The organism is Pseudomonas tehranensis (genome assembly GCF_014268615.1).
Classification (GTDB): domain Bacteria; phylum Pseudomonadota; class Gammaproteobacteria; order Pseudomonadales; family Pseudomonadaceae; genus Aquipseudomonas; species Aquipseudomonas tehranensis.
Window position 1 is genome coordinate 1 of the sequence record NZ_JABWQV010000027.1, and the last position, 21990, is coordinate 21990.

30 protein-coding genes and 2 pseudogenes are annotated in these 21990 nt (G+C 55.7%); 9 read left to right on the forward strand and 23 right to left on the reverse strand.

The window, feature by feature from the left end:
• Positions 1-30: 30 nt before the first annotated feature.
• Complete coding sequence (locus HU811_RS07695; RefSeq protein WP_092454434.1) at positions 31-444, reverse strand: low affinity iron permease family protein; 414 nt, start codon at positions 442-444, stop codon at positions 31-33.
• Between the two features lie 166 nt (positions 445-610).
• On the opposite strand from HU811_RS07695, the gene HU811_RS07700 reads away from it, so the two are divergent.
• Positions 611-757, forward strand: coding sequence for a hypothetical protein (locus HU811_RS07700; protein ID WP_177193336.1), 147 nt, complete (start codon positions 611-613; stop codon positions 755-757).
• A 129-nt stretch (positions 758-886) separates the two neighbouring features.
• Here HU811_RS07700 and HU811_RS07705 read toward each other — a convergent pair whose 3' ends face one another.
• Together HU811_RS07705 and HU811_RS07710 are read right to left on the reverse strand one after the other, a co-directional pair.
• A complete protein-coding gene (locus HU811_RS07705; protein ID WP_092397230.1) occupies positions 887-1297 on the reverse strand; it encodes a type II toxin-antitoxin system HicB family antitoxin in 411 nt (136 codons plus the stop codon).
• 209 nt (positions 1298-1506) lie between these two features.
• Positions 1507-2136: a LysE family translocator gene (locus tag HU811_RS07710; protein ID WP_186655040.1), complete on the reverse strand. Its 630-nt coding sequence runs from the start codon at positions 2134-2136 to the stop codon at positions 1507-1509.
• Between the two features lie 146 nt (positions 2137-2282).
• On the opposite strand from HU811_RS07710, the gene HU811_RS07715 reads away from it, so the two are divergent.
• Both HU811_RS07715 and HU811_RS07720 read left to right on the forward strand, forming a co-directional pair.
• A complete protein-coding gene (locus HU811_RS07715; protein ID WP_092397234.1) occupies positions 2283-2762 on the forward strand; it encodes an Lrp/AsnC family transcriptional regulator in 480 nt (159 codons plus the stop codon).
• Positions 2763-3074: 312 nt separating this feature from the next.
• Positions 3075-4286 carry a hypothetical protein gene (locus tag HU811_RS07720; protein ID WP_186655041.1) on the forward strand — a complete coding sequence of 404 codons (1212 nt, stop codon included), beginning with the start codon at positions 3075-3077 and terminating at the stop codon, positions 4284-4286.
• 111 nt (positions 4287-4397) lie between these two features.
• Here the strand turns inward: HU811_RS07720 and HU811_RS07725 are convergent, their stop codons facing one another.
• The 4 genes from HU811_RS07725 to HU811_RS07740 all read right to left on the reverse strand — a co-directional run bounded on the left by HU811_RS07725 (position 4398) and on the right by HU811_RS07740 (position 7857).
• A complete protein-coding gene (locus HU811_RS07725; RefSeq protein WP_186655042.1) occupies positions 4398-5390 on the reverse strand; it encodes a TerC family protein in 993 nt (330 codons plus the stop codon).
• A 495-nt stretch (positions 5391-5885) separates the two neighbouring features.
• Positions 5886-6470: a DUF805 domain-containing protein gene (locus tag HU811_RS07730; RefSeq protein WP_186655043.1), complete on the reverse strand. Its 585-nt coding sequence runs from the start codon at positions 6468-6470 to the stop codon at positions 5886-5888.
• A gap of 302 nt (positions 6471-6772) precedes the next feature.
• Positions 6773-7198, reverse strand: a complete 426-nt coding sequence (locus HU811_RS07735; protein WP_186655045.1) for a bleomycin resistance protein — start codon at positions 7196-7198, stop codon at positions 6773-6775.
• An 89-nt stretch (positions 7199-7287) separates the two neighbouring features.
• Positions 7288-7857: a DJ-1/PfpI family protein gene (locus HU811_RS07740; protein WP_186655048.1), complete on the reverse strand. Its 570-nt coding sequence runs from the start codon at positions 7855-7857 to the stop codon at positions 7288-7290.
• Positions 7858-8414: 557 nt separating this feature from the next.
• Between HU811_RS07740 and HU811_RS07745 the strand changes: the two genes are divergently transcribed.
• Both HU811_RS07745 and HU811_RS07750 read left to right on the forward strand, forming a co-directional pair.
• A complete protein-coding gene (locus HU811_RS07745) occupies positions 8415-8780 on the forward strand; it encodes a DUF6124 family protein (protein ID WP_186655051.1) in 366 nt (121 codons plus the stop codon).
• A 200-nt stretch (positions 8781-8980) separates the two neighbouring features.
• Positions 8981-9160, forward strand: a complete 180-nt coding sequence (locus tag HU811_RS07750; protein WP_186655054.1) for a hypothetical protein — start codon at positions 8981-8983, stop codon at positions 9158-9160.
• Between the two features lie 303 nt (positions 9161-9463).
• On the opposite strand, the pseudogene HU811_RS07755 reads toward HU811_RS07750, so the two are convergent.
• From HU811_RS07755 to HU811_RS07765, 3 genes and pseudogenes are all read right to left on the reverse strand, one after another.
• Positions 9464-9559, reverse strand: a pseudogene (locus tag HU811_RS07755) (transposase domain-containing protein); the annotation flags it as partial.
• Positions 9560-10570 carry a zinc-dependent alcohol dehydrogenase family protein gene (locus HU811_RS07760; protein ID WP_092460027.1) on the reverse strand — a complete coding sequence of 337 codons (1011 nt, stop codon included), beginning with the start codon at positions 10568-10570 and terminating at the stop codon, positions 9560-9562.
• 55 nt (positions 10571-10625) lie between these two features.
• Positions 10626-10922: an ArsR/SmtB family transcription factor gene (locus tag HU811_RS07765; RefSeq protein ID WP_092397267.1), complete on the reverse strand. Its 297-nt coding sequence runs from the start codon at positions 10920-10922 to the stop codon at positions 10626-10628.
• 808 nt (positions 10923-11730) lie between these two features.
• On the opposite strand from HU811_RS07765, the gene HU811_RS07770 reads away from it, so the two are divergent.
• The 3 genes and pseudogenes from HU811_RS07770 to HU811_RS07780 all read left to right on the forward strand — a co-directional run bounded on the left by HU811_RS07770 (position 11731) and on the right by HU811_RS07780 (position 14150).
• Entirely contained in the window at positions 11731-12096 is a 366-nt protein-coding gene (locus HU811_RS07770; protein ID WP_186655056.1) for a DUF6124 family protein, read from the forward strand.
• 253 nt (positions 12097-12349) lie between these two features.
• Positions 12350-12651: pseudogene (locus tag HU811_RS07775) on the forward strand (type II toxin-antitoxin system HicB family antitoxin).
• 269 nt (positions 12652-12920) lie between these two features.
• Positions 12921-14150 (forward strand): tyrosine-type recombinase/integrase, encoded by a 1230-nt coding sequence (locus HU811_RS07780; protein ID WP_186655058.1) that lies wholly within the window; start codon positions 12921-12923, stop codon positions 14148-14150.
• Between the two features lie 6 nt (positions 14151-14156).
• Here HU811_RS07780 and HU811_RS07785 read toward each other — a convergent pair whose 3' ends face one another.
• The 13 genes from HU811_RS07785 to HU811_RS07845 form a co-directional block, all read right to left on the reverse strand.
• Positions 14157-14339: a helix-turn-helix transcriptional regulator gene (locus HU811_RS07785; RefSeq protein WP_189674036.1), complete on the reverse strand. Its 183-nt coding sequence runs from the start codon at positions 14337-14339 to the stop codon at positions 14157-14159.
• 27 nt (positions 14340-14366) lie between these two features.
• Positions 14367-14600, reverse strand: coding sequence for a hypothetical protein (locus tag HU811_RS07790; protein ID WP_186655062.1), 234 nt, complete (start codon positions 14598-14600; stop codon positions 14367-14369).
• Entirely contained in the window at positions 14593-15288 is a 696-nt protein-coding gene (locus HU811_RS07795; protein WP_186655064.1) for an HNH endonuclease signature motif containing protein, read from the reverse strand. The genes HU811_RS07790 and HU811_RS07795 overlap by 8 nt, the downstream gene beginning before the upstream one ends.
• 219 nt (positions 15289-15507) lie before the next feature.
• Positions 15508-15948, reverse strand: coding sequence for a DUF2528 family protein (locus HU811_RS07800; RefSeq protein ID WP_186655066.1), 441 nt, complete (start codon positions 15946-15948; stop codon positions 15508-15510).
• Complete coding sequence (locus HU811_RS07805) at positions 15945-16208, reverse strand: hypothetical protein (RefSeq protein WP_186655068.1); 264 nt, start codon at positions 16206-16208, stop codon at positions 15945-15947. The genes HU811_RS07800 and HU811_RS07805 overlap by 4 nt, the downstream gene beginning before the upstream one ends.
• Positions 16209-16271: 63 nt before the next feature.
• Entirely contained in the window at positions 16272-16409 is a 138-nt protein-coding gene (locus HU811_RS07810) for a hypothetical protein (protein ID WP_186655071.1), read from the reverse strand.
• Between the two features lie 37 nt (positions 16410-16446).
• Positions 16447-16755, reverse strand: a complete 309-nt coding sequence (locus HU811_RS07815) for a hypothetical protein (protein ID WP_186655074.1) — start codon at positions 16753-16755, stop codon at positions 16447-16449.
• A gap of 40 nt (positions 16756-16795) precedes the next feature.
• Positions 16796-19600 (reverse strand): toprim domain-containing protein, encoded by a 2805-nt coding sequence (locus tag HU811_RS07820; protein ID WP_186655123.1) that lies wholly within the window; start codon positions 19598-19600, stop codon positions 16796-16798.
• Positions 19601-19602: 2 nt separating this feature from the next.
• Complete coding sequence (locus HU811_RS07825; protein ID WP_076383305.1) at positions 19603-19836, reverse strand: hypothetical protein; 234 nt, start codon at positions 19834-19836, stop codon at positions 19603-19605.
• A gap of 64 nt (positions 19837-19900) precedes the next feature.
• The gene (locus HU811_RS07830) at positions 19901-20275 is read right to left on the reverse strand and encodes a hypothetical protein (RefSeq protein ID WP_186655076.1); all 375 of its coding nucleotides are present in this window, start codon (positions 20273-20275) and stop codon (positions 19901-19903) included.
• Positions 20275-20556: an Ogr/Delta-like zinc finger protein gene (locus tag HU811_RS07835; RefSeq protein WP_076383307.1), complete on the reverse strand. Its 282-nt coding sequence runs from the start codon at positions 20554-20556 to the stop codon at positions 20275-20277. The genes HU811_RS07830 and HU811_RS07835 overlap by 1 nt, the downstream gene beginning before the upstream one ends.
• Positions 20557-20620: 64 nt before the next feature.
• Positions 20621-21106: a YmfL family putative regulatory protein gene (locus tag HU811_RS07840; protein WP_186655078.1), complete on the reverse strand. Its 486-nt coding sequence runs from the start codon at positions 21104-21106 to the stop codon at positions 20621-20623.
• A 29-nt stretch (positions 21107-21135) separates the two neighbouring features.
• On the reverse strand, positions 21136-21336 hold the full coding sequence (locus HU811_RS07845) for a DNA-binding protein (RefSeq protein WP_186655125.1): 201 nt from the start codon (positions 21334-21336) through the stop codon (positions 21136-21138).
• 103 nt (positions 21337-21439) lie between these two features.
• Between HU811_RS07845 and HU811_RS07850 the strand changes: the two genes are divergently transcribed.
• Positions 21440-21796, forward strand: a complete 357-nt coding sequence (locus HU811_RS07850; protein ID WP_076383308.1) for a helix-turn-helix domain-containing protein — start codon at positions 21440-21442, stop codon at positions 21794-21796.
• Positions 21797-21990: the final 194 nt, after the last annotated feature.

A 21990-nucleotide genomic window follows, 5' to 3' on the forward strand; every position in this document is an offset into this window, starting at 1 on the left:
GAGTGGGCAATCCCCACTCGCGCCGTCTGCTCAGCACTGATTCAGATCGATCTTGTTTTTTTGCTCCAGGCCTTGTTCGGCGCCAAGGTTTTTGGCTTCCTCCTCACCCATCGCCTGGTAGTGTTTTCGCATCGCTTCCAATTGCTTGAGGTCCAGGGACTCCAGGCCGAGCATCGCGTTGTGTGCATGCTTGGTCGCCCGTATCAGCTCGTCCACCTTCAGATGCAAGATGTCGGTATCGCGGTTCTGTGTGTTCTGAATCAGGAACACCATCAGGAAAGTGATGATCGTGGTCGAGGTGTTGATGATCAGTTGCCAGGTATCGTTGAACTGGAAAAGCGGCCCGCTGGCGGCCCAGAGCACCAACAACACCAGCGCCCCCAAAAATGTCTTGGGGCTCCCCGCCCACAGGGCCAGTTTTTGTGCGATTTTTGCGAAATTCATTGCTGCGTTTCCTTCTGGGATGCACCTGTCTGGTGTGACAGCAACGAAGCGATGAAAATTCTACCGACATGGGCGGCGCGGCCTTAAGTTCATTGACCCGCAAGGTCGTCGCAACCATTTGCCGTATCCGGAGGTCACTGCTTAAAGCCCTCAATCGGAGTACACCATGAATCTTGCGCGCACTTTTTGCTTGACCTGTTGCCTGTTCGCCCTGCAAGGCTGCTTTGACAACTCGGACAACGAGACCAAGGACAACACCGATGGCACCAAGTCGTCGGTGCAGATGCAGGAGTCCGGCTCGGAGAAAAAATAACCGGCTTGTTGCAAGAGCTGGATGTGTGAGCCCTGCGGGCGATGGCGTCGGATCAGCGGAATCGATGTCGGCTGACCGGGTGCTATCGCGAGCAGGCTCGCTCCCACAGGGTGTGGGGCAGGTCTGCTTTCAACGTCCTTGCTGCAACACCTTCAGCGCCGCCGAAGCGAGAAACCCGGAACGGCTTTTTTCTTCAGGATGGTGCAGCACGTAATCGTCGATACGGTTCAGCAGATAGCCGGGCAAGGTGATGTTGAGCTTCTGCGCCTTACCCAGATATTTGGTCACATCAATATCCACCAGCGCCCAGGTGCAGCCTGCGTATTTAGCATTGGCCGCATGCAAGGTGACTGTATTGGCCGATGGAATCGGCGAGCCGTCCTCCGCTAGAATCTCGAAGTGCCCCTCAATAGCCTCGCGGGCCATCGCCATGGCATCGTCCAGGTCATCGCCAGCAGAAAAACAACCGGGAATATCTGGTACTTCAACGCCCCAGGCGTGCTTCTCATCGCCCATGGAAATTGCAATCGGGTAAAGCATGTCAATCGTTCTCCGGGAGTGCATCACCTCCGCGTGGTGTGCTTGGTGGGTACTATCCCCACCTTGCTCTGATGATCAACGCTATAACCACCGAGTGTAAGCAAGCGCTGTCATCGCAACCCAGTCTAGAAGCCGCGTCATACAAGGGCGGCGGTGAGGCGGGTTGGGGTTATTTCTGGATGTGAGAAGAACAACGAAATGCATCCGCGCTACGACTGCTGCACAAACGTCAGCCGCACAGCAAACCCAATCAAAAGACTCCCAAACAACCACTGCTGCATACGCTGGGCCGAAGGAGAGCGCTGGAGCCAGCGCCCGAGCGCCACGCCCACCAGCGCATAGGCGCTGTCAAACAGCAAGCCGACGCTGACCAACACCACGCCGAGGGTTGCAAACTGCCCAAGCACTGGCCCGCCCTGTGGGTCGATGAACTGCGGTAACAACACCGAGCAAAACAGCAGCGCTTTGGGATTGAGCAGGTTGGTCAACAACCCGCGTCGAATCGCCTGCTGCCACTGTCGTCTTCCTGCCTCAACGCCGGCCCCTTCAAAGCTTGGCAACAACGAAGTGCGCAGGCATTGAAAACCAATCCATAGCAAGTACGCGGCACCGGCCAGGCGCACCACGTCAAAGGTCCAGGGCGCGGTCTTGAACAACGCCGAGAGCCCCAACGCTGCCAGCGCGACATGACACCCCCGAGCGATCCCCAGACCCACGGCTGTCGCCAGCGCCGCGCCTTTACCCTGACGAGCGCCGGTTTGCAGCAGCAGGATCATGTCCGGGCCGGGCAACAGATACACCACCACTAACGCCATCAAAAACAACCAGAGCTCTGCCACACCATCCCCCTGCATATCGACGATTTCGGTAGGGCCAGTCTAGGGCTGACGGGCAGGGCAGGTGGTTGCGAAGTCAGCTTCTAAAGCTTCTGAAATTGGCATAACCTGCCAAGCAATCACGATGTTCAATCGGAAACTGCCAATTCATGAAACTGGATGCCTTCGACCGCAAAATCCTCGCCGCGCTGCAACGCGACGGCCGCCTCAGCAACGTGCAACTGGCCGAAGAAATCGGCCTGTCCGCCTCACCGTGCCTGCGCCGCGTGCGGATGCTGGAAGAGGCCGGCGTGATTCGCGGCTACCAGGCCGTCCTCGATCGCGACGAAGTGGGTCTGGGGCTGACAATCTTTGTCGGCGTCAAGGTTGAACGGCACAACGACGAACAGGCCGAAGCGTTTCGCCAAGCGGTCACGGCGTTGCCGGAGGTGATCTCGGCGTTTCTGGTGTCAGGCGAATCGGACTTTCTGTTGCAAGTGGTGGTGCCGGACTTGCGGGCCTACGACCGTTTTCTCACTGGGCGACTGCTGAAGTTGCCGGGGGTGAGTGACATCCGGAGCAATTTTGCGATTCATACGGTGAAGACGCCGGGGGCGCTGCCGTTGGGGCATTTGCCGGGGGGCGGTTGATATTTTCGGGTGTTCCCGCCTGCACTGATCGGAACCGTGCAAACAATAGGATCCAGCACCCTGTGCATGTTGGCGATGTGCGGCCGGCCCATTTCGCGTCATGCCGCTTGCGCAGGCGGCTTCTTACAGGCATCCGCGTATTCCCGCTGAATGCCCCTGAGCGCCCGTTACACCGGTTTTGAATTCAGACTCACACTCTAGAGACAGTGTTCTATGCTGCTATTAAGCCCCGCGTAGTGATAGTGACCGTAAACGACCGTTCACTGCGGCTCTGTATCCGGCCTTTACCCTTGCCAACGGACGGCGCCTGATATGAACCAGTTGACCAGTTATACCGACACCAACGACCCGTTGAATCAACGCATCTTGAACAACCTGGAAGCGGGGCGGCCTGGCGGTCTGAAAGTAGATCTCTATCTGGGTGACCAACCTGCGCTGGATCTGACCACGAATAACCTGACGCTTTTATCGAGCCAGCAATACCCGTACACAGCCCTCGGAACGATAGGCATACGAAAGTTGCTGGATCCGCCCGAGAGTAGCGTGGTCAGCCAGATTGTGAACCGTCACGCTGTACTGCCGAGCAATTCCAGCGCCGACCAACTCGTTCTACTCGACGTGCAGGGCCAAACTGAAATCTCACAGGCACTGAGGCGGGATGCGCGTCATACCCAAGGTAGCGCCCATAGTCATCCGCTGTTCGACTCAACTAATCAGCATGTGCAGTGGATTCGGACGCATCGTGCGCAGATGTTGCTGGCATTCGAGGATATACGGCAGCAAGGGATCGTGCGTCGGCAGGCAAAAGAAGCGTGGGATCACTACGACGCCGTTTCCAGGCTCGACGCCCCGACCAGGGAAGCGGTGAACACCTGGCTTCAGGGGGAGGATCACAGCCTCGGCTGGGACCGGTTCAAAAGAAACGATGTCAAATCTGGAAATCGCTTGAGCACCCACTACACGAACCTTCGTGGAGATCTGAAGACCTCGCAGTCCATAACGTCGGCCCGCGGGGAATATGCAGCAAGCAAACTCCTGATCACCGCGTATGGCACGGACTACCAGATGAAAATGGGGAAGTCCGCAAACGGGATGCGCCCCAATGGAATAGACCAGATCTGGGTCAAACGCGACATGCGCACAGGCAACGTAATTGAGTACCTGATTGTTGAAGCGAAAGGAAGCGTCAACGCGACACTGGGTCATCCCAGTACCGGCCAGCAAATGTCACCCAAATGGTTGTTCTGGTGCCTTATCAATATGGCAAACAAAAACGCATCGTACATAGGGCCTGAAACGAAGACGGATTTACCTGTAAAAATCCTCAACGCATTAATCAACCCAGGGGGGATTCCCGTTCGAGGCATTGTCTTTCACTCGCTCCACGGATCGAAGAATGAAAGCAAGGTCGTGCAGATGAACGATATCGGACTCTACCAATTCGCGTCTGCATTTGAGAACGCATCGAAAGGTGGCGGACTATTCACCAACGCGCCTACACAACAGTACATCGCGTTTAAGTGACGAGGGGCGGCTCACTCGGCTGCCCCTCACCCATTCAACGACATCGGCCTATGGCCCCCCGATGGCAGGCGCCAATATTGTTTTCGTGTAGCGGCCGTCACCTGTATGGATCTAAACCTGCGAGCGAGCAGAGGCCTGGTCGCGGGTTTTCCAAAGCGATAGCAACACACCGCCCAGCAACAAAGCCAGGGTCACGCTCAGGGAAATCACCGCCGGAATCTTGCCGATGATGCCGACCAGGAAAATCTTGCCGCCGATAAACACCAGCACCAGCGCCAGGGCGTACTTGAGATAGGCGAAGCGGTGAATCATCGCCGCCAGAGCGAAATACAACGCACGCAGGCCAAGGATGGCGAAGATGTTAGAGGTATAGACGATGAAGGGATCCTGAGTGATGGCAAAGATCGCCGGCACGCTGTCCACAGCGAACACCAAGTCGGCACATTCAATCAGCACCAGGGCCAGGAACAACGGCGTCGCCCAGAGCACGGACGTACCACTGGCATCCGCCTGGCGGACGAAGAAGCGCCCTTCATGCAAGCGATCGGTAACCCGCATGTGTTTGCGCAGGAACTTCACCAGCAGGTTTTCGCTAAGGTCCGGGTGGTCATCGATCTTACTGAACAGCATCTTGGCCCCGGTCAACAGCAGGAAGATGCCGAACACGTAGAGAATCCAGCTGAACTCGGCGATCAGCGCCGCACCTAGGCCAATCATGATCGCGCGCAGCACGATCACACCGAGAATGCCCCAGAACAGCACCTCGTGCTGATACTTACGCGGGATTGAGAGAAAGCTGAAGATCATCGCCATCAGGAATACGTTGTCCATCGACAACGATTTCTCGATCAGAAAGCCGGTGTAGAAATCCATCCCGGCGTCACCGCCCTTGACCTGCCAGACCCAGAGCCCAAACAGCAAACTGGCCGTGATATAGCCAGCAGACAGCAGCAGGCTTTCACGCACGCCGATTTCTCGATGCTCACGGTGTAACACCCCGAGGTCGAAGACCAACAGGCTGATAACGATGCTGATAAAAACGAGCCACAACCACGTGGCGGTGCCGAGAAAGTCGGCAAAAAAGAACGGTTCTAGGGCAGTCATAAGCCCCTCCTCTCAGTGTCGAAGTTGTACAAACTGCAACTCCGACATGGCAGCGATTCGCTGTCAGAGGGGCCCGGCGTTGTGGGAAAAAATTTAGAGAGGCGTGGGGGAATTCTCAATCAGGTAAGGGTTGCAAGGTGTTTCGGTGGGGGAGGGGGTGGCTGAGGTTGGAGTGTTGATTGATGGAAATTGAGTAAAGCCTGCTTTCCTGGAGAGGTTCAAAGACTCATCTTGAGGCCAGAGGTACGCTTTGGCTGATGGCTGATGGCTGACTGTTATGACCGGTAGAAAATGGCCGGTTCTGCCTTTCTTCAAGGGCAGCTTTCGGCCAAGAGCGGACGTTTAGAGCAGAGAAATCAATCTGTTCTCTTTTCCCAATGGACATCACCGCGGCGTACGCAGGGCTATCGCGTGGTGCGCGCAGCGCTCTCTACAAGCACCTGAGCACTTGGCGCCGCGCAATGAGGCGAAGCATGGACTTCGCGTACGCTAACGTTATGCCTGAGCCAATGCATTAACGAACCACTCGTAGAGTGCCTGTGGGGAGTATTGGGGAAAATACGCAACTAGCACGGTTGAAATTACAAGCACCAGCACCACCAACAGCGCGGTAAGTAGCTTTACCAACGTCGAGAGAGGTGGATTGGGCGGGCCGTATTTATTAATCGCTTTACGCCCCGGAAGCATGATGAGCGGAAGCGTTATCACAAAGCCGATAACAGGGAACACCCAGAGAATTCCCCATATCGGACTCCAGCCTAGATCACGTGCCCTGCGTACCAGTAGAGACACGTCGAGCAGGATGGCAGGAATGACAACGGTGACACCGACTATCAGCAAAACGACCAGTTGATGGCGCAACCCCACCATAAAGAACGACAGCAAAATGCACGGAAGAACCAGCACCAAGGGCACACGAATCAGCCAGAAGCGCGCCAGAGAAATACGCCCGGAAAAATCAAAAATCTTGGGTTTTGAAAACGTGACAACCTCGTCGTCAATCAGTTGGGCGTCGCCCGGCTGGTAGGGGTTTTCGATTTCGCTGCTGATGCTGCCGAAAACGGGTTCTATCCTGGCCATTTAGTGCTATTCCCTTGTGTTTGATGGTGCTATTCACGTCACAACGTTTCCGCCTCATATCTAATCGAAGGCCGGCATCAAACTCAAGAGAAAAGACGCTATCGTGTAAGGGGGGCTGTGTGCACCACAGAATGTGTGGGTCTGTCGCATGGTGCGCGCAGTACACCTTATGAAGTGTTTTGCCGCTAGTAAGAAGGCGGGTCATGTCCCTACTCTGAACGACGGCTTCTGGCCGATTTCTGCCCGTCGTGAGGGGCTGCAAACGATCCAAAACTGACGGTCGGCTTGGTTCATATCCAGATTCAGCAAGCCGGTCGCTCGCCCAACCGCTCTACCAACCTTACGAGATAACCGTCGGCATCCTGGACGATGAATTCTCTCTGGCCTACTTCTACATTTTCAGCCCGATACCAGGTGTCTTTGCATTCTCGGTAGAGTGAAAATCCAGCCTGATCAAGTTTTTGGATGATTGGGGCGACAGCCTCAACATCAATCTGTAGGTTGATGCCTCTTCCAAACGGCCTGGTCAACGGCGCCGTCAGCCATTGACCCGCGTCCGAATCAACCTGTTCAAGCATTACTTGAGCTCCATTCAAATTAAGGTATGCAAATCCATCTTCCGGACGTTGATAAGCTACTTTGAACCCCAGGCAAGAAACCCAAAAAGCTAAGCTACCCTCCAGGTTGGTAACCATTAATTCTGGAACCAGTTTGTTACGTTCGAACATGGGATGACTTCCATTTCACAAGGCTGATTGGGCCATGAGCGGCCACTCGAACACATCACCTGGATCAGCTGTTTTGCAGGACGAAGCGGTCACCGATGTTCCGCTGCCAACATTGACCTGAACTGAGAAATGACCTCTGAAGATAGCCCAGCACCTTCGAACACTGCGCAGGTGAAGCTAACGGGTGCAGGGCCTGGAGCAGTTATGATGCGGTCTGCAACCACAGCTACCGGACTGTTTCGATAAAGCGTGCGCCCTTCATAACCTACGGCATTCTGTTGTAAGAAGTCAGCGCTGTTCGAGGTATGAGGGACCGTGTCGAGAAGCCCGGCCCTAGCAAGTGCCAGAGTTCCCCCACAGATACCGGCAATTGTCGCTCCATTTGAACGACTAGCATGAAGAAAGCTTCGAATATCCGGTGCTTCTGCACTTTCCCAGACCATTCCTCCAATGACGACAACAACGTTCGGTTTCCAGTCCAGACAATGTTGCAAACTGCTATCGACCGTTACAGCCAATCCACCCTGCGAGCGGAACTGACCCGTAGCAGAAGCGAAAAACCTGACGTCGATCCCGTAAAACGGGGACGCAGTTCCAGCAATGAAAGCATATTCCCAGTCCGCAAAACCGGGTGTAAGTATCAATCCCACACGTGCCATCAGTCAGAATCCTCCATGAATGCCAATAACATTTGGCGACAACAAACATACATCAAGGGTTTCTTTGGGTCGATTGAAGCCCCTTGCGACAGGCAGCGATCGGCCAAAAAACAGTCGTTTGAGGAGGGGTAAGTCCAGTGCTGCCGACAATTCAGTCCCAAAAAAAAATCAACGAAACGCTCGATGTTTGTTGCGTATAAACACATCCCAAGGCGCATGTTTAAAGACATCCGGCGTTACGTCCTAAAGGCTACGACACCTTGCGTCCTTACTTACGCGTGCGTCAGAATCCGCTGGCTTGTGCGCTTTGCCCCTCGGCCTCTATCGTTTACCTGCCACTGCCCATCAGTGGTCGGGTTTAGTCGCCCGGTCGGTTTTAGCAAGGTGCATGAGCGCCATTCAGTCAGGTCATTCTATTCCTGTACTTGATGGTGGTTGTGCGCAGGGCGCCCTTGGGCGCGCCGGGTTTGCTAATTCCACCGGTCGACTAACCTGCGTACAGCCGCCACCCTCTTTTAGTCGAGAGCGGTTGCGGCCCCAACTCTGGAATTAGTCATATGTTCAAAGTTACCCCCAACCCCCCGGATATCAATCCAGTACCCTACGACGCCTCTCTCGATCCTAAGAAGCTAAAAGAGGCGGCAGACCGCGCACTCAACTTCTACCTCAATCCCGGGGCGCGGAAAACGCAGATACCGCCCCGCAAGTCCGGCAACATCTTCCTCATCGACCCAACGGTGGATGACGAAACGCTGCTTGTCCACGCCTGCGAATCGCTGGCGTCGGCCAGCGATATGGCCAGTGATATCGCCGGCGCAATGGAAGGCTCGCAGCGCAACACGATGATGGTGCTGCAACAGGTGATCATGTTGAGTGAGTTAGCGGTGAATCGCGTACTGGATAATCAGCAGTTACCTGGGTAGTCGCCAGGTACGTTGTGAGGGCACCTGCGCCCTCACAGCATTGATTTTGCCTACAGCCAAGCGGGAACCATCCGCTATCCACAACTGCGCAGATCGGAAATAGTGGCACCGCAGACGGACTATAGGAAATGAGCGACTGACGTCCGCTGGCTTTGTTTCACTGACTCAGCAGGGCCCCCGATCAGGGAGGAGAAAAAGACATGTCCACACATCGAAGTTATCAATCAAGCATCGAGCAATTACATCGTGAGGTGGAGGCTTTAGCTGAAGAAATGAGGCGCCCGACCCCATTCCGCGTTACGTGGTTGCCGTTCAGCATCGGTGCAGGGTTCGCTCTGACCGTGTTTGTCGTCGTCGCTTTTGTCGCTAAGCATGTTTGATGCTCTATCGCTGAGATACCCTTTTTGGTCATGCCGTGGCGGTAGCCGGCTCAAGGCGTATTCGGCTTGCAAGAGGGGGGCTCGATGACGTCGAGGGCGTGGAAATGGGAACGTCTTTATTTTGGACGGAGACGGTGAGCATGACCGAAAAGGGGACGGGCCGAAAAGCGACGTTAAATCTGAAATTTATCGGCACGTCAGCAGATGTGGATTTCGCGCAGAGGCGCGATTTCCAGTCCGGTTTTGAGTACCTGTCGCGTTCGAAAATTTACACAGCCTGGACCCCTTGCTGCCGGTTGTGACAGGCAGCATGGGGCCAATCTCTCTCGTCCGCTGCGTCGGCAGCCGTGGCAGTGCATCTTTGAGATAGGCATACGGATCATGCCCATGCATGCGTGCTTAGATATCCAGGCAAATTTTTCCGAAATGCTGATTGGTTTCCTGATACTTGAACGCTTCGACAATCTCGCTTAAAGGGAAATGACGATCGATAATCGGGCGCATGCCATTAGCATTGATGGCTCGGATCATGTCCTGCTGCTGGCTGCGGCTACCCACCAATACACCCTGCAGACGCACTTGCTTGATCAGTGCCGGTACAAAATTCATTGCACCACTTACGCCACTCAATATGCCGATGACGGAGATGTGACCAGCAACTCGAACTGCACTCATCGATTGCTCAAGCGTCGCAGGACCGCCGACTTCGATGATGTGGTCAACACCACGGCCACCCGTTAGCGCGCGCGCAGTTTCGCCCCAGTTGAGGTCTTTGCGGTAATTGATCACATGATCAGCGCCTAGCGCTTTCAGACGTTCAAGTTTTTCGTCGCTTGAAGAGGTCGCAATAACGGTAGCACCGGCCATTTTAGCGAACTGCAGGGCGAAAATTGAAACGCCACCAGTGCCTTGGACGAGCACGGTGTCGCCCGGCTTGAGTGAGTCATCGGCCATCAGGGCGCGCCATGCAGTAAGGCCGGCGGTGGTAAGCGTCGACGCTTCAGCATGGCTGTAGCCAATAGGCGCGAGGGTGAACGATGTGGCGTTGGCCGTCACTTGCTCACGAGCGTAGCCGTCAATGCCATCACCTGGCACGCTGACAAAGCCTTCAACCAGTGGTGCACCGTTGATCCATTCCGGGAAGAAGGTGCTGACGACCGAGTCACCCACCTTGAATTCAGTTACATCTGGGCCGACAGCAATGACTTCACCTGCACCATCGGCCATGGGGATGCGTTTTTCGCTAGGGCCCCACATACCGCTGACCACCGCGAAGTCGTGGTAGTTGAGCGAGTTGGCATGAAGGCGTACGGTGATTTCGCCACGCGCTGCGGCTCGGACTTCGCTGCTGCCAACCACAACCTTTTCATAGCCGCCACCGGGTTCAACGAAGATAGTTTTGCTGCTCATAGGGGTTTCCTCATGTTTTCTCATTACGCGAAATAACGAAATGAAGGTTTAAAAATTACAATTCGATGAGCAGCCTAGCCGCAAAGTCATCAATCGCCTGCTCATTGCGCCGGTAGTAAGTCCACTTTCCGATGCGGGTGGTCAGCACGAAGCCTGCACGTTGCAAGATAGCTAAATGTGCAGACGCGGTAGAAGGTGAAAGCCCGGCCTTGTGCTGCAAATGGGTGACGCACACGCCTATCGCAGGATCGCCATGATCCTGAGGGGGGAAATTGCTGAGCGGGTCTTTGAGCCACTCCATCATTTGCATGCGAGTGTCATTGCCCAGGGCTTTGAGCTGTTCGAGTATCATGGGCGGCAATGCTACGCTTTTTTACGAAATGTTCAATAAGTAATCTATTACCCAACGCAAAGGATTGAAATCAAAAAACGCATTCAGCTGAATCGAGCCTGCTTTTTGTGGGCGCATTGAATGACTGCTTGGACTACCCCGCTCTGGTAGACATCCCCGGTATGCTTGAACGACTGCTTCTGGCCGATCACTGCCTTTCGCACCGGACACCCATCCTCGGACAAGCTACATAGCCAGAAGGAAATCGGCAGACGGGCCGCCCGTCACGCTGCCGCTCACCAGCCTATCGACGCTCTGAGGTGCCTGCCGTGCGCAACGAGCACGATTCAAAGCCCAATCAACGAGGCCAAAGGTGATAGCCAGCACCCAGTCTTCCCGCCCCGAATCTAACGCAGTGCTGCCGGCAATTCGGTCCCCAAAACATCAACGAAACTCTCGATGTTTGTTGCGTATAAGCACATCCCAAGGCGTATGTTTAAAGACATCCCGCGTTACGTCCCAAAGGCTACGACACCTTGCGTCCTTACTTACGCGTGCGTCAGAATCCGCTGGCTTGTGCGCTTTGCCCCTCGGCCTCTATCGTTTACCTGCCACTGCCCATCAGTGGTCGGGTTTAGTAGCCCATAGGTTTTGGTATGGTGCATGAGCGCCATTCAGTCAGGTTTTTTCCTGCACTTAATGGTGGTTGTGCGCAGGGCGCCCTTGGGCGCGCCGGTTTTGCCAATTCCTCCGGTCTACTAACCTGCGTACAGCCGCCACCTTCTTTTAGTAGAGAACGGTTGCGGCTCCACTTTAGGAATTGTCAAACATGTTCAAAGTAACTCCAAACCCCCCGGATATCGATCCAGTACCCTACGACGCCTCTCTCGATCCTAAGAAGCTAAAAGAGGCGGCAGACCGCGCACTCAGCTACTACCTCAACCCCGGGGCGCCGAAAACGCAGATACCGCCCCGCAAGTCCGGCAACATCTTCCTCATCGACCCAACGGTGGATGACGAAACGCTGCTTGTCCACGCCTGCGAATCGCTGGCGTCGGCCAGCGATATGGCCAGTGATATCGCCGGCGCAATGGAAGGCTCGCAGCGCAACACGATGATGGTGCTGCAACAGGTGATCATGTTGAGTGAGTTAGCGGTGAATCGCGTACTGGATAATCAGCAGTTACCTGGGTAGTCGCCAGGTACGTTGTGAGGGCACCTGCGCCCTCACAGCATTGATCTTGCCTACAAAGGAAGCGGGAGCCATCCGCTATCCACAGTTGGGTGGATAGGAAATAGTGCCCGGCAGAACGGAGTGCACGATGGGTGATAAGCGATGGGCTTCCGAAATATTTTGCCGGTTTCGCAGAAGGTGTCACTGACAAAGAAGCAAAGCCCTACCAGGTACGTGATGCTCGGGCTTTCCTTGAACAAACAGGAGTTACCCCGTGAACGTGATGAATTATCAAGGCTACGCCGCCCGAATCGACTACAGCGATGAGGACGGCCTGTTTGTAGGCCACATCGCTGGTATTAAGGATGTCGTCGGGTTTCACGGCGAATCTGTCACCGAGCTTCGAGCGGCGTTTGAGGAGGCGGTAACTGATTATCTGGAGACGTGTGCCAAGCTGGGGCGAGCACCGCAGAAGCCCTATTCTGGCAATCTCAGCCTACGCCTCGCCCCGCGCTCCATGCCACAGTCGCCGTAAAAGCTCAGCTTGCCCACAAAAGCATCAAACATCAGCCATAAAAAAACCGGCCACCAAGAGCCGGTTTTTTCATATCCCCCGTCAAATCACATGACGTGAGACCAGAATCTGATTGGAGCGGGTGAAGGGAATCGAACCCTCGTTATCAGCTTGGGAAGCTTTTACTAGTGCAGTCTCATGGTGTCACAGGGGATATCAATTCCAGTCGGTAGCCCAGTAGAATCGCGGCTCTTAGAGGGTGGTGTTCAATCGTGTTGTTTCACTCGCTATCACCTTAGATCTGGCCGACTGTCACCAGGAACTGTCACCAATGCTCACGGAAAAGCAGATTCAAGCGCTGAAACCTCGCGAGAGGGACTACGTCATTTCAGATGGCCGCACGGCAAAAGGCGAAGGGGTACTCGTTCTTAAGGTGCGTCCCAGCGGGACAAAGGAGTTTTACTTTCAACGGCATGTCGCCGGTAAAAAGAAACTGACCAAGCTCGGTACATGGCCGGAGATGAAACTCACGACCGCGCGGGATAAGTGCCGTGAAGAAAAGGGGGTGCGAGCCTCGCCTGGTACGTTCCAGGATCTGCTTGATCTTTACGTAAAGAAGCTCGAAACCGAAGGCGCTGCATCGGCTGCCGATGTTAAGTGGTCTCTCAAGCATTATGTGAGTGATCCGTTCCCGGATCTGGTGAGCAAGCCAGCCTCGCTCGTCGGCCCCGTCCAGATTCGCAACATCATCGTAAAGATGATCAACGCTGGCATCACCACTTACTGCAATCGTGTCAGGTCTCAGCTGCATGCAGCTTTCCAGGTGGGGCTGGAGCAGGAATACAACCCGCGCAGTTATCTCAAGGTTCAGGTGCGGTTCGGTCTGGTGAGCAACCCGGTGGCCAGCGTGCCGGTCCAGGACGATTGGGAGCAGCCTGGTGATCGTGCCCTTTCTACGGAGGAGCTGGCGACACTCTGGCAGCTATTACCTGAGCATTTGAGCCTGGTGACATCCGAGCTGCTGAAATTCCTGATCGCATCCGGCGGCCAGCGGCCGGAGCAAGTTTTGGCTACCGAGCGGCGCCACTACCTCAAGGACCACCTGATAATCCGGAATAGGAAGGGAAAAAGCGGGGGCAAGGGGATCGAAGGGGAGCGGTCGTTACACGTCGTGCCGTTCAACAAACTGATGCGCCAAAGTCTGAAAGTGATGGATGAAGTCAGCGAATCCAGTGCCTACCCGTTTATAGGCAAGGCGGATGGTAAGGCGCTGCACACGCAATCGCTGTCCCGGGCAGTTACAAAGCTCTACGGTCGTCACACGGAGAAATTCAACGGTCCTTTCACCCTGCGCGATATTCGCCGCACATGCAAAACGCTGATGGGCGTGGCGGGGCTTGATAAGGAATTGAAGGACCGGATTCAAGGGCATGCATTCGGCGATGTAGGATCGAAACATTACGATCGGTACACCTACTTCAAAGAGAAAAAGTCCGGCCTGCAGCGGTGGTCAGTATGGCTGCAGAAGAACGTAATCGATGCAAATCTTCCAAATAAATGAGGCCGCTTAAGCGGCCTCGGTTGGTTTCCATTCTGTAGGATTTTGCTGCCAGGCGACGATAGCAGATTCTCGCCATCCCACTCTGCCGGGAGAGATCGAAACAGGGCGTGGAAATCGTCCGCTTTTCATTGCCCGCCAAAGCGTTGCGTGTGACAGGGATGTAACGGCGATAACGTCCCGTTCCCTCATAAATCGATCCAGCTTACTCACCTTCGACTATCTCCCTTGCAGCGCTGGTAAAGGTTTTTCCGACTCAATAAAACCGGTGCTGTGCCCCTCGCCATCCATCACTTTGAGAAACATCACCTCAACCTTCGCGGAGTCAACCAGGACTTTTCCCACTTCAGCAATTGCTTTGGCTCGCTCGATCTCCATCGGTTTGTCTTGGTCCTGAAGCGCCTCCAGGGTGGCAAACAGATGATTTCTCAGATCGGTCATTTTGTTATTCATTGGTGGCCTCGATCGTTCTTTTCAGTTTGCCCAGCAGGCGAATGGTTTGCTTGAGCTCCGGTGGAAATCGCTGAATCGTGTTGCGGCTCATCAGTTCGCGCCGCGTGATCAGTTCCAGATTGCCAACAGAGCAGTTTGTATGGTCTGCGGTTCTGAAGACCAGCACCATGCCCTTTGGAATAGCGCCATGCACTGCCTCCCAATTGCGACGGTGCGTCCATTCCCATTTGTTGGGCTCGGCCACCTTAATTTTCAGATACCCGTCCGAGGCCAGCACCTCTGTGCCGATAGGCACGTGATTGTGTGGCAGGTGCCCACTTGTGAATTGTGTCTCTGTGGATCTGCCACCTGCTGCGAACGGCTTTCCTTTGTTCCAGGTGCCATGTCCTTTTTGAAAGCGCGTCGCCGTGCCTATGTTGCCGTCACGACGTAGCCGGCCTGAATGCTCGCTAGCCAAGAACTCTGCGCTGCGCTTCAGGCCGAGCTCTTTTGCTTTGCCATAAATCGCGGACTTCGGGCGGCCAAAAATTTCAACCAGTTGTGACATCGGGGTGGTGGCGTACAGCGACCCCAGCCGCGACTCCTCGGATGTCGTCCAGAAACGCCGGCGGTTGGATGGCGTTTGGGGAGTTTTACTGGCAGAGCGTGCTCTGGCTCGTTCTAAAGCTTGTTGTGCGATGGTATTCATGGTTCAGATCCTTAATGCCTAGTCCGGCGGCGACCTTTTGCAACTTTCGCGGCAAGCTTTTCCGCCATCAAGGCAGCCCATTCTTCTGTTTTCCGTTGCTGACGTTGCTTGCTGCAGCGTTCGTGTCGCCGGATCGATCGAGCACGCCCGCAGATGTCGCAAATGCTGGGAAGGTCAAGACGGTGGCTGGCCATGGTGGGTCGCAGGCGGGTGGTCGATTCAGGCATTGGATACCTCCGCTAACGCTAATTCTTCGAAGCCAGGAAGTTGCACATCTGCTGCAACAACACGGATACCACACCACCCGAAGTCGTCCCCTTCGATCTCACCGCCCCAACCTTCATTGCAGTGCAGCTTTTTGGTCGCGGCTTTCGCTGGGTAGCTGTGGCAGGTGGCAGTAAAGTGTCCGCCCCTGTCCTCCAGCATTTCGCAAATGACCTCCAGCCCAGCTAGTCGAACGACCGTGCGGATAGCGTCGCCGTCCTCTTCGCTAAGGCGATCCTCCGCACCGGTCCAGAAGTCGTTGATCATGTTCGCGCGTTCGATGGTCAGACGATCCAGTCTGACTTCAAGGATGACCTCGAAGTCTTTCCACGTGTCCTTCACCTTGAATTTCTTTATGTTCTCGACGGTGCAGTGGGATGGGGCATCAGTCATCATGCGTCCCCCAGCAATGCACGGGTCAGCGCGTTTCGCTGGCCAGCCGCAGTGAGCTTGTGAAGCGGCTGGATGCTGGTGCGGCCGTTGCGGCTGCGAAGCTTTGCGATGCCGCCATCGAGCCCGATTACTTTGGCTTCTTTGACGGAAAGGGCGTAGCCGCCGGCAGTTGCCGTCATCTTCACGTAGGTGACTTGGTCACCGATGCTAATCGTGTTCATGGTAGCCTCGGCAGCGCCGCCGTTGAGGGTTTGATCTAGCATGGTTCTCTCCTTTCAGGGGTGGCAGGTGCCATGGGGTTGCAGCCCCATGGCACCAACTTTGGTTTATCTGAGGATCCAAATCATCAAGTCCGGCACCTGGACCGCGACGACCGCCATCAACGCCACTGTCACGACTGCGCCGATGAATTGCCCGAGCAGGGCACTACGTCCGGTTTGTTCAAGTTGTTCTGTGTCTCGCATGGTTCTCTCCTTTCAAGGGTGCCGGTTGCAGCCGGCGTTACAGGTTGCTGTCTGGTAGTCGCACCAGGTACAGCACCAGGTCTTCAAATTCATTGGCGTCCTCGACGCATGATTGCCAGTCCAGCACCGCCTGGATCTGAAGTTTTGAGCAGTTCAGCACCATGATTTCGCACTGACCGTCCGTAGCCCTGACCTCCAAAATGTCGACCAGACCGTTGGCGCCGTAGGCGTCGGCTTGCACCGTTTTGCGATGGTAGTTACCAAGCTCGCTGAGCAATTCGGATACGCGGTCTTGCAGTCCCTTCGCGTCACTCCGATCAGTGCTGGCGATGATTTGAATCTGCATGGTTCTCTCCTTTCAGGGCTGTTCGGCGCGGGTTGCAGCCCTACGCCTGGAAGATCCAGCACTTAACGGTGGGTGATTTGGTGATCGTGTTGTTTGTCCGCGTTGCCTGATACGCACGCACAGCGCTATCAACGGCCTTGTTCGATTCCAGGAATTTGCGGCAGCGGGATTCCTTCAGGCGATCGCGCAGCTCGCTGACGTCGGCCAGTTTTTGCCGGTGCTCTGCGGCTCGTTCTACGAACTCGTTGAGGTTGATGGCGATGATGTTGTCTTTTTTGCTGTGGTTCACCACCGGGCCGTCGGCGTCGAGGCCTTGCAGGTATTCGTAGACTTCCCAGAATTCGGCAACAACCGGGTGGTCTGCGCTGATCGAGCTCTGGCGCTCGATGGCCATCGAGACGATGCAGCGCTGGGTAGCACTGATCTGGGCGTCGCTCAGCGGTACCAGCGAACGAATGCAGTCGACCAGGCCGAGCAGTTGGGCGTGGTTTTTTACGATCCTCTCGACGCGGATATAGCCTCTCAGCTGGTTGCCGCAGTGTTGGCAAGCCGCCTTTTCGTTTGTGGCGGGGTATTCGGTGTCGCAGCTGATGCAATGGGTGTGAAGTCGACGCAGGCGAGCCTCATGGGCCGGCATTTTGTCGGCAAGCGTGGCCATGACATCGCTTTCACGCTTCACCGCCTGCAGTAGAAAATGGCTTAGCTTATTGCCGTCCAGGGCGGTGAGTTGGTCAGCCGCGGCTCTGCTTTCGGGGGTCACGTTCGGCCGCACAAAATGAAGCTTCACAATCCGCGTCATGATGGCTTCGGATGCGATAACAGGCGCGTTCTGGCTGATTGCGATCGTGCCTCGGAACGGTGGCTCGTAGGTTTCGTTGCCGGCAGTTTTGACGCCCTTTGTCGCCAGGGTGCCGCCGCCGAAATAGTCCTTCAGCTCATCCCATTCGAAGTTTTTCGCGTGGGATTTGTCGTCGCCGCTCCGATCGGATTCGAGTAGAACCACCGGCATGCCGGAAACCTGGCCCATCAACCGGCTGCGGCCGGCCTTGGTGGATTTCGATGGGTCAAACCCTTCGTAGCCGGCGCGGCCGAGCAGCTTCCACAAAAGGTTGAGCAAGGTGGTCTTACCGGCTCCGGCCTCGCCGGTGGCTTCCAGGAAGGGGAAGGACTGGTAGCGGGCGCGGATCTGCTCGGCGAATAGCGAGCCGAACCAGAAGGTCAGCGCGACGACGCCTTGTGCGCCGAAGCACGTCCATAGCAATTTCGCCCATTCGTCGCTGTATTCCTTTGGGTCGCGCTGGATCCGCACCGGCACTGCGCGCTGGAGGGTTTTCAGGCGCAGCTTCCCGAACTCGAAAAACTCCTCGTCATTCACGTCGACCACCTGGCCATCCTTTACAGCCAGGTCCCCGTACACATAGCAGGCGTATTCCTTGCTGTACCCAACGAAGTCGATCGTCTGGACCGTTTTGATCGCGAACAACTGGTCCTTCATGATCTTGTCGAGCTGCTGGCCGCTGCCGGTGAAGACCGCGCCGGCGGCCATGCCGAGCAGGCGCTTTTTGAATTCGCTCGCGGCTGCGACCTGGCCACCGGTGAAGGTGTTTTTCACTGAACCCCCATCGTGGGGGAAGTCCACGCGGAAGAAGTACCAGGACTCGTCGGTGATCTCGTTGCGCTGGAAATACAGGGCTTGTGGATAGCAGTTGGCGATTTCGACGACGTTGTTGGACATGCGCAGCGCCTTGTCGCGCAGTGCCTTCTCGTTTAGCAACTGCTCTTCGTGGTCTTTGCTGGTCTCCAGCGCCTGCATGGCGCTGTTGAACTTGCTGATATCTAACTTCCACCAGTACAGGCGAGAATCGAAGCCAAAGTGAAACTCTTCGCGCTCGCGCCAGGTGTACATAAGCAACGCTTTCTCGGATGCGCTCTCTGCAATAAGCAGTGCGCCGTGGTGCCTGGCTTCCTTTACATCCGCATCGATCCGCCGACGACGTGCATCCACGTCATCGATAAAGCCCCACCGCTGGTGCAGGTCGTTCCAATCCACTTTGCGAGCATCGCGCTGGGGGATCTGAGCCGCTTCACAGGTAAAACCCATGGCCCTGGCCATAGCCACCCATTTACGCGTGTAGCGGTGCGCACCTGGCTCGTTATCCAGGGCCCAGATCAGCTTTGGCAGGTGTCCAGCCCGTTCGGTGGCCAGCGCACGCAACGACTGTTCTGGGAACTGGTTTGACGACATCGCAGCGACGGCATCTATGCCGTGATGGATCAAGGAGATGGCATCGAAAACGCCCTCCACGATCCAGATTTCTTTTGTGTCAGACAGGTCTAAACGGGGGTGACACCACCAGTGCCCCTTCGCACCGCCGCCTTTTGTGAAGCGAGCTTTTTTCTTGCCGAATCGGTGGGGCTTATCAATCAGCCTCTCCCAATAGGTACCGTTTGGCAGAGGAAAGCGCACGGTTGCGGAGCCGATGCCAAGGTCCGGATCGTAGAAATACTCCTGTGTGAACGTCCCTTGCACCAGGTCGAAACGAAAGCCCCTGGCAAACTCAAGATAGGCGCGTGCTGTAGCGTTGGGGTTCTCGTCGGTGGCAGGGGCACGTTTGCTCCAATCGTCAAACAGGTCTGCATAGAGCTCTTTGACATGCCATTGCTGACCGCATTTGCTTTCGCGGCCGCACTTGATGAACCACGGATTGTTGAAGTTTGAGTACAGCTCCTTCTTGTTGCAGGCCGGGCAAGTGCCACCTCGCATGAAATCGGTGCCGACCCGGTGTTTCAGGCCGTAGTCGAATTCAAGTCGGGTCAATACGTCGGCCCGGATTTTCTCTTCCATCGTCATGCCTGTTTCCTGATGGCGACCTGGAGGGCGCCGAGAGTTGTCTTTTGAGCCGCCAGAGCGGGGTAGGCCGAGAGAATGGCGCCGGTGCGCATGCCATCAGGAACGCGGCGAAATTCATCCGAATACCAATGCTCCTGGATGCCCAGTCGCAGGCGTTCACGGAGCTCCTGCAGCAAGGCTTCGGCGAGGGTTTCGCTCAGGCTCATCTGGATGGAAAGTGCTGTGCTCATGGCTTTTTCCCTGATTTCGGGCGCAATTCACCCAAACCCACACGCAAACGGTGGAGCGATTCGGTCAGTTGTTGGGGTTTTTTGGTCGCGCCCCCGAGGCGTCGACCAGGTGTTGGAAGATCAGCGCGACGGGTATGGCGAACGACTTTCCGCTGGCTGGATCGGAAAGGACCGCAACCGATTCACTGCTACTTTTCAGATCAAGGCGTCGCTGGCCAGCGCTGGCGCGTAGTTGTCCGTATGCCAAGCCCGTCAGGTTTTCGGCGAGAAAGATCGGAACTTCCAGCGTTGTCTGCAGGTGGGCAACCGTCCTGACAAACAGCTGCTGATCATTGCCTAGGTGTTCTGCCTGGTGGCGCTGCATGTAGCAGAGTGCGGCGTCTTGCATGGCGGCGCGGTACTCACGCTCGGGATTCTGCTCGCTGATCATGTGGTTCATCACGCCGTCTCCAGTCCAAGTAGGTCCATCTGTTGCTCGCCTTCCTTTTTCATCGCTTGCCGGCGAATGGCGACAGGGGCCACTGGCAAGCAAACGGATGGATTTGGCATACCCGAAGGGCTCATCTCATGGGTCATTTCGAACTGAGCTCGTACTGACCAACCGCAGGCTTCGTTGACGCATTGCAGGTAGGCAATACGCAAAAAGATATGCGTGCCTTCACTGGTGCGGATGCGCATTCGCCCCCGGCAGTGCGGGCATACCAGCTTGTAAGTGCTCACTTTTTCTCCCCGCCGCTAGTCGCGGCCTTCGGCTGATGCCGAGAAATGTCGACGCTTCCAGCGCCTATTTCGATTGCTGACTGCCCGGGTTTTCCCGGTGCAGAACGATCACTGCGGTGATCTCTTCATGTCTGGCTGCTACGTGTGCGCGGTGCGCCGCAAGAATGGCTTGCACCTCGTCGTCCTGGATGACGCCGTCTTGCAGCGCCTTGGAAATGATGGCGTCGACGAGACCACGCTTTACTGCTGTGTTGATCGATCGGGCGTACAGGTCGAGGTTGTCGATCTGTCCTGCTTCAGCAACCGGAACGAACACCCCGCCGTAAAGGTTGCAGACGAAGTCGGGGAGGTGAGTTGTCCCGGTCTGTGACTCCAGTAAGCAGATCTGCTCATCGGTAAGCGGACGGCTGCCGGCGTTCTCGTAGGCGTGGTTGTCGAATTTCTTCACCGACATACCCAAACGCGGAGCAGCGCAATCACGACCACCCGGATATGCGCAGATCACTGCGCTTACGACCTGCCTGCGGGTTTCTAGAACGGTGCGTTTCATCTTCTGGTTTCTCGCCGGGCCGAATGCCATTAATTTGAGATCACGCCTTCTTTGATTCTTAGAAGCACAGCTGCTCGTCGGGCCTCGCCTCGCACGCCCTTCTTGCGACCGTTCAACAAATCGCTGACCAAATTTTTGTTCAAGCCGTGGGTACGGCAGAACTGCGCAATGGTTATGCCGTTGCGATCAAGTTCTGCGCGGGCTTGCTCGGCTGTAAGGAGGACGGGCATAGTGTTCATGTGTGTTCAATCGTGTTGTGTGTGCCATCATTATGCCCAAGAATTTGGCTGTGTAAAGCGGCGTGTGCCAAAAATTTGTGTGAGCGGAGATTCCTTGGAAAAAACTTTGGGCGAGCGACTCCGGGAAGAGCGCGACCGACTTGGCATCAATCAGAACGACTTCGCCGACATAGGCGGTGTAAAACGCAATTCCCAAGGCAATTACGAGAATGATCGACAGAGGCCGGACACGGCTTACCTGTTGGCAATTTCGAAAATTGGTGTGGACGTGATGTATGTGCTTTTTGGTCGGCGGGATACGGCTACTGGGACGCATACCTCTATCGAAAATGAGGTGCTGAGCTGCTTCCGTTCGTTGAGTCCTGGTGATCAGGTTGTGGTTCATCGAGTGGCCACCGGCTTGGCAGAAGCGGCGGCAAGAGAATCTCAGGGCACGCTCCCGCTGGAGTGAACCTGCGTCACTTTCTTTACTGCAACCATACGAAAGAGTGCTCACCTGGGGCTTCAGAAAACCGCGATTTAGCCGATCCTCTGCGACTTTTAGGAGTAGTGAGCATGTTGGATCGAGGCGCTTTGGAGCAGTTTGAACAGGACGTTCGGAGCAAGGAGCCCTCCAGTCTTCAGTTGACGCAGCTAGAGCGCATT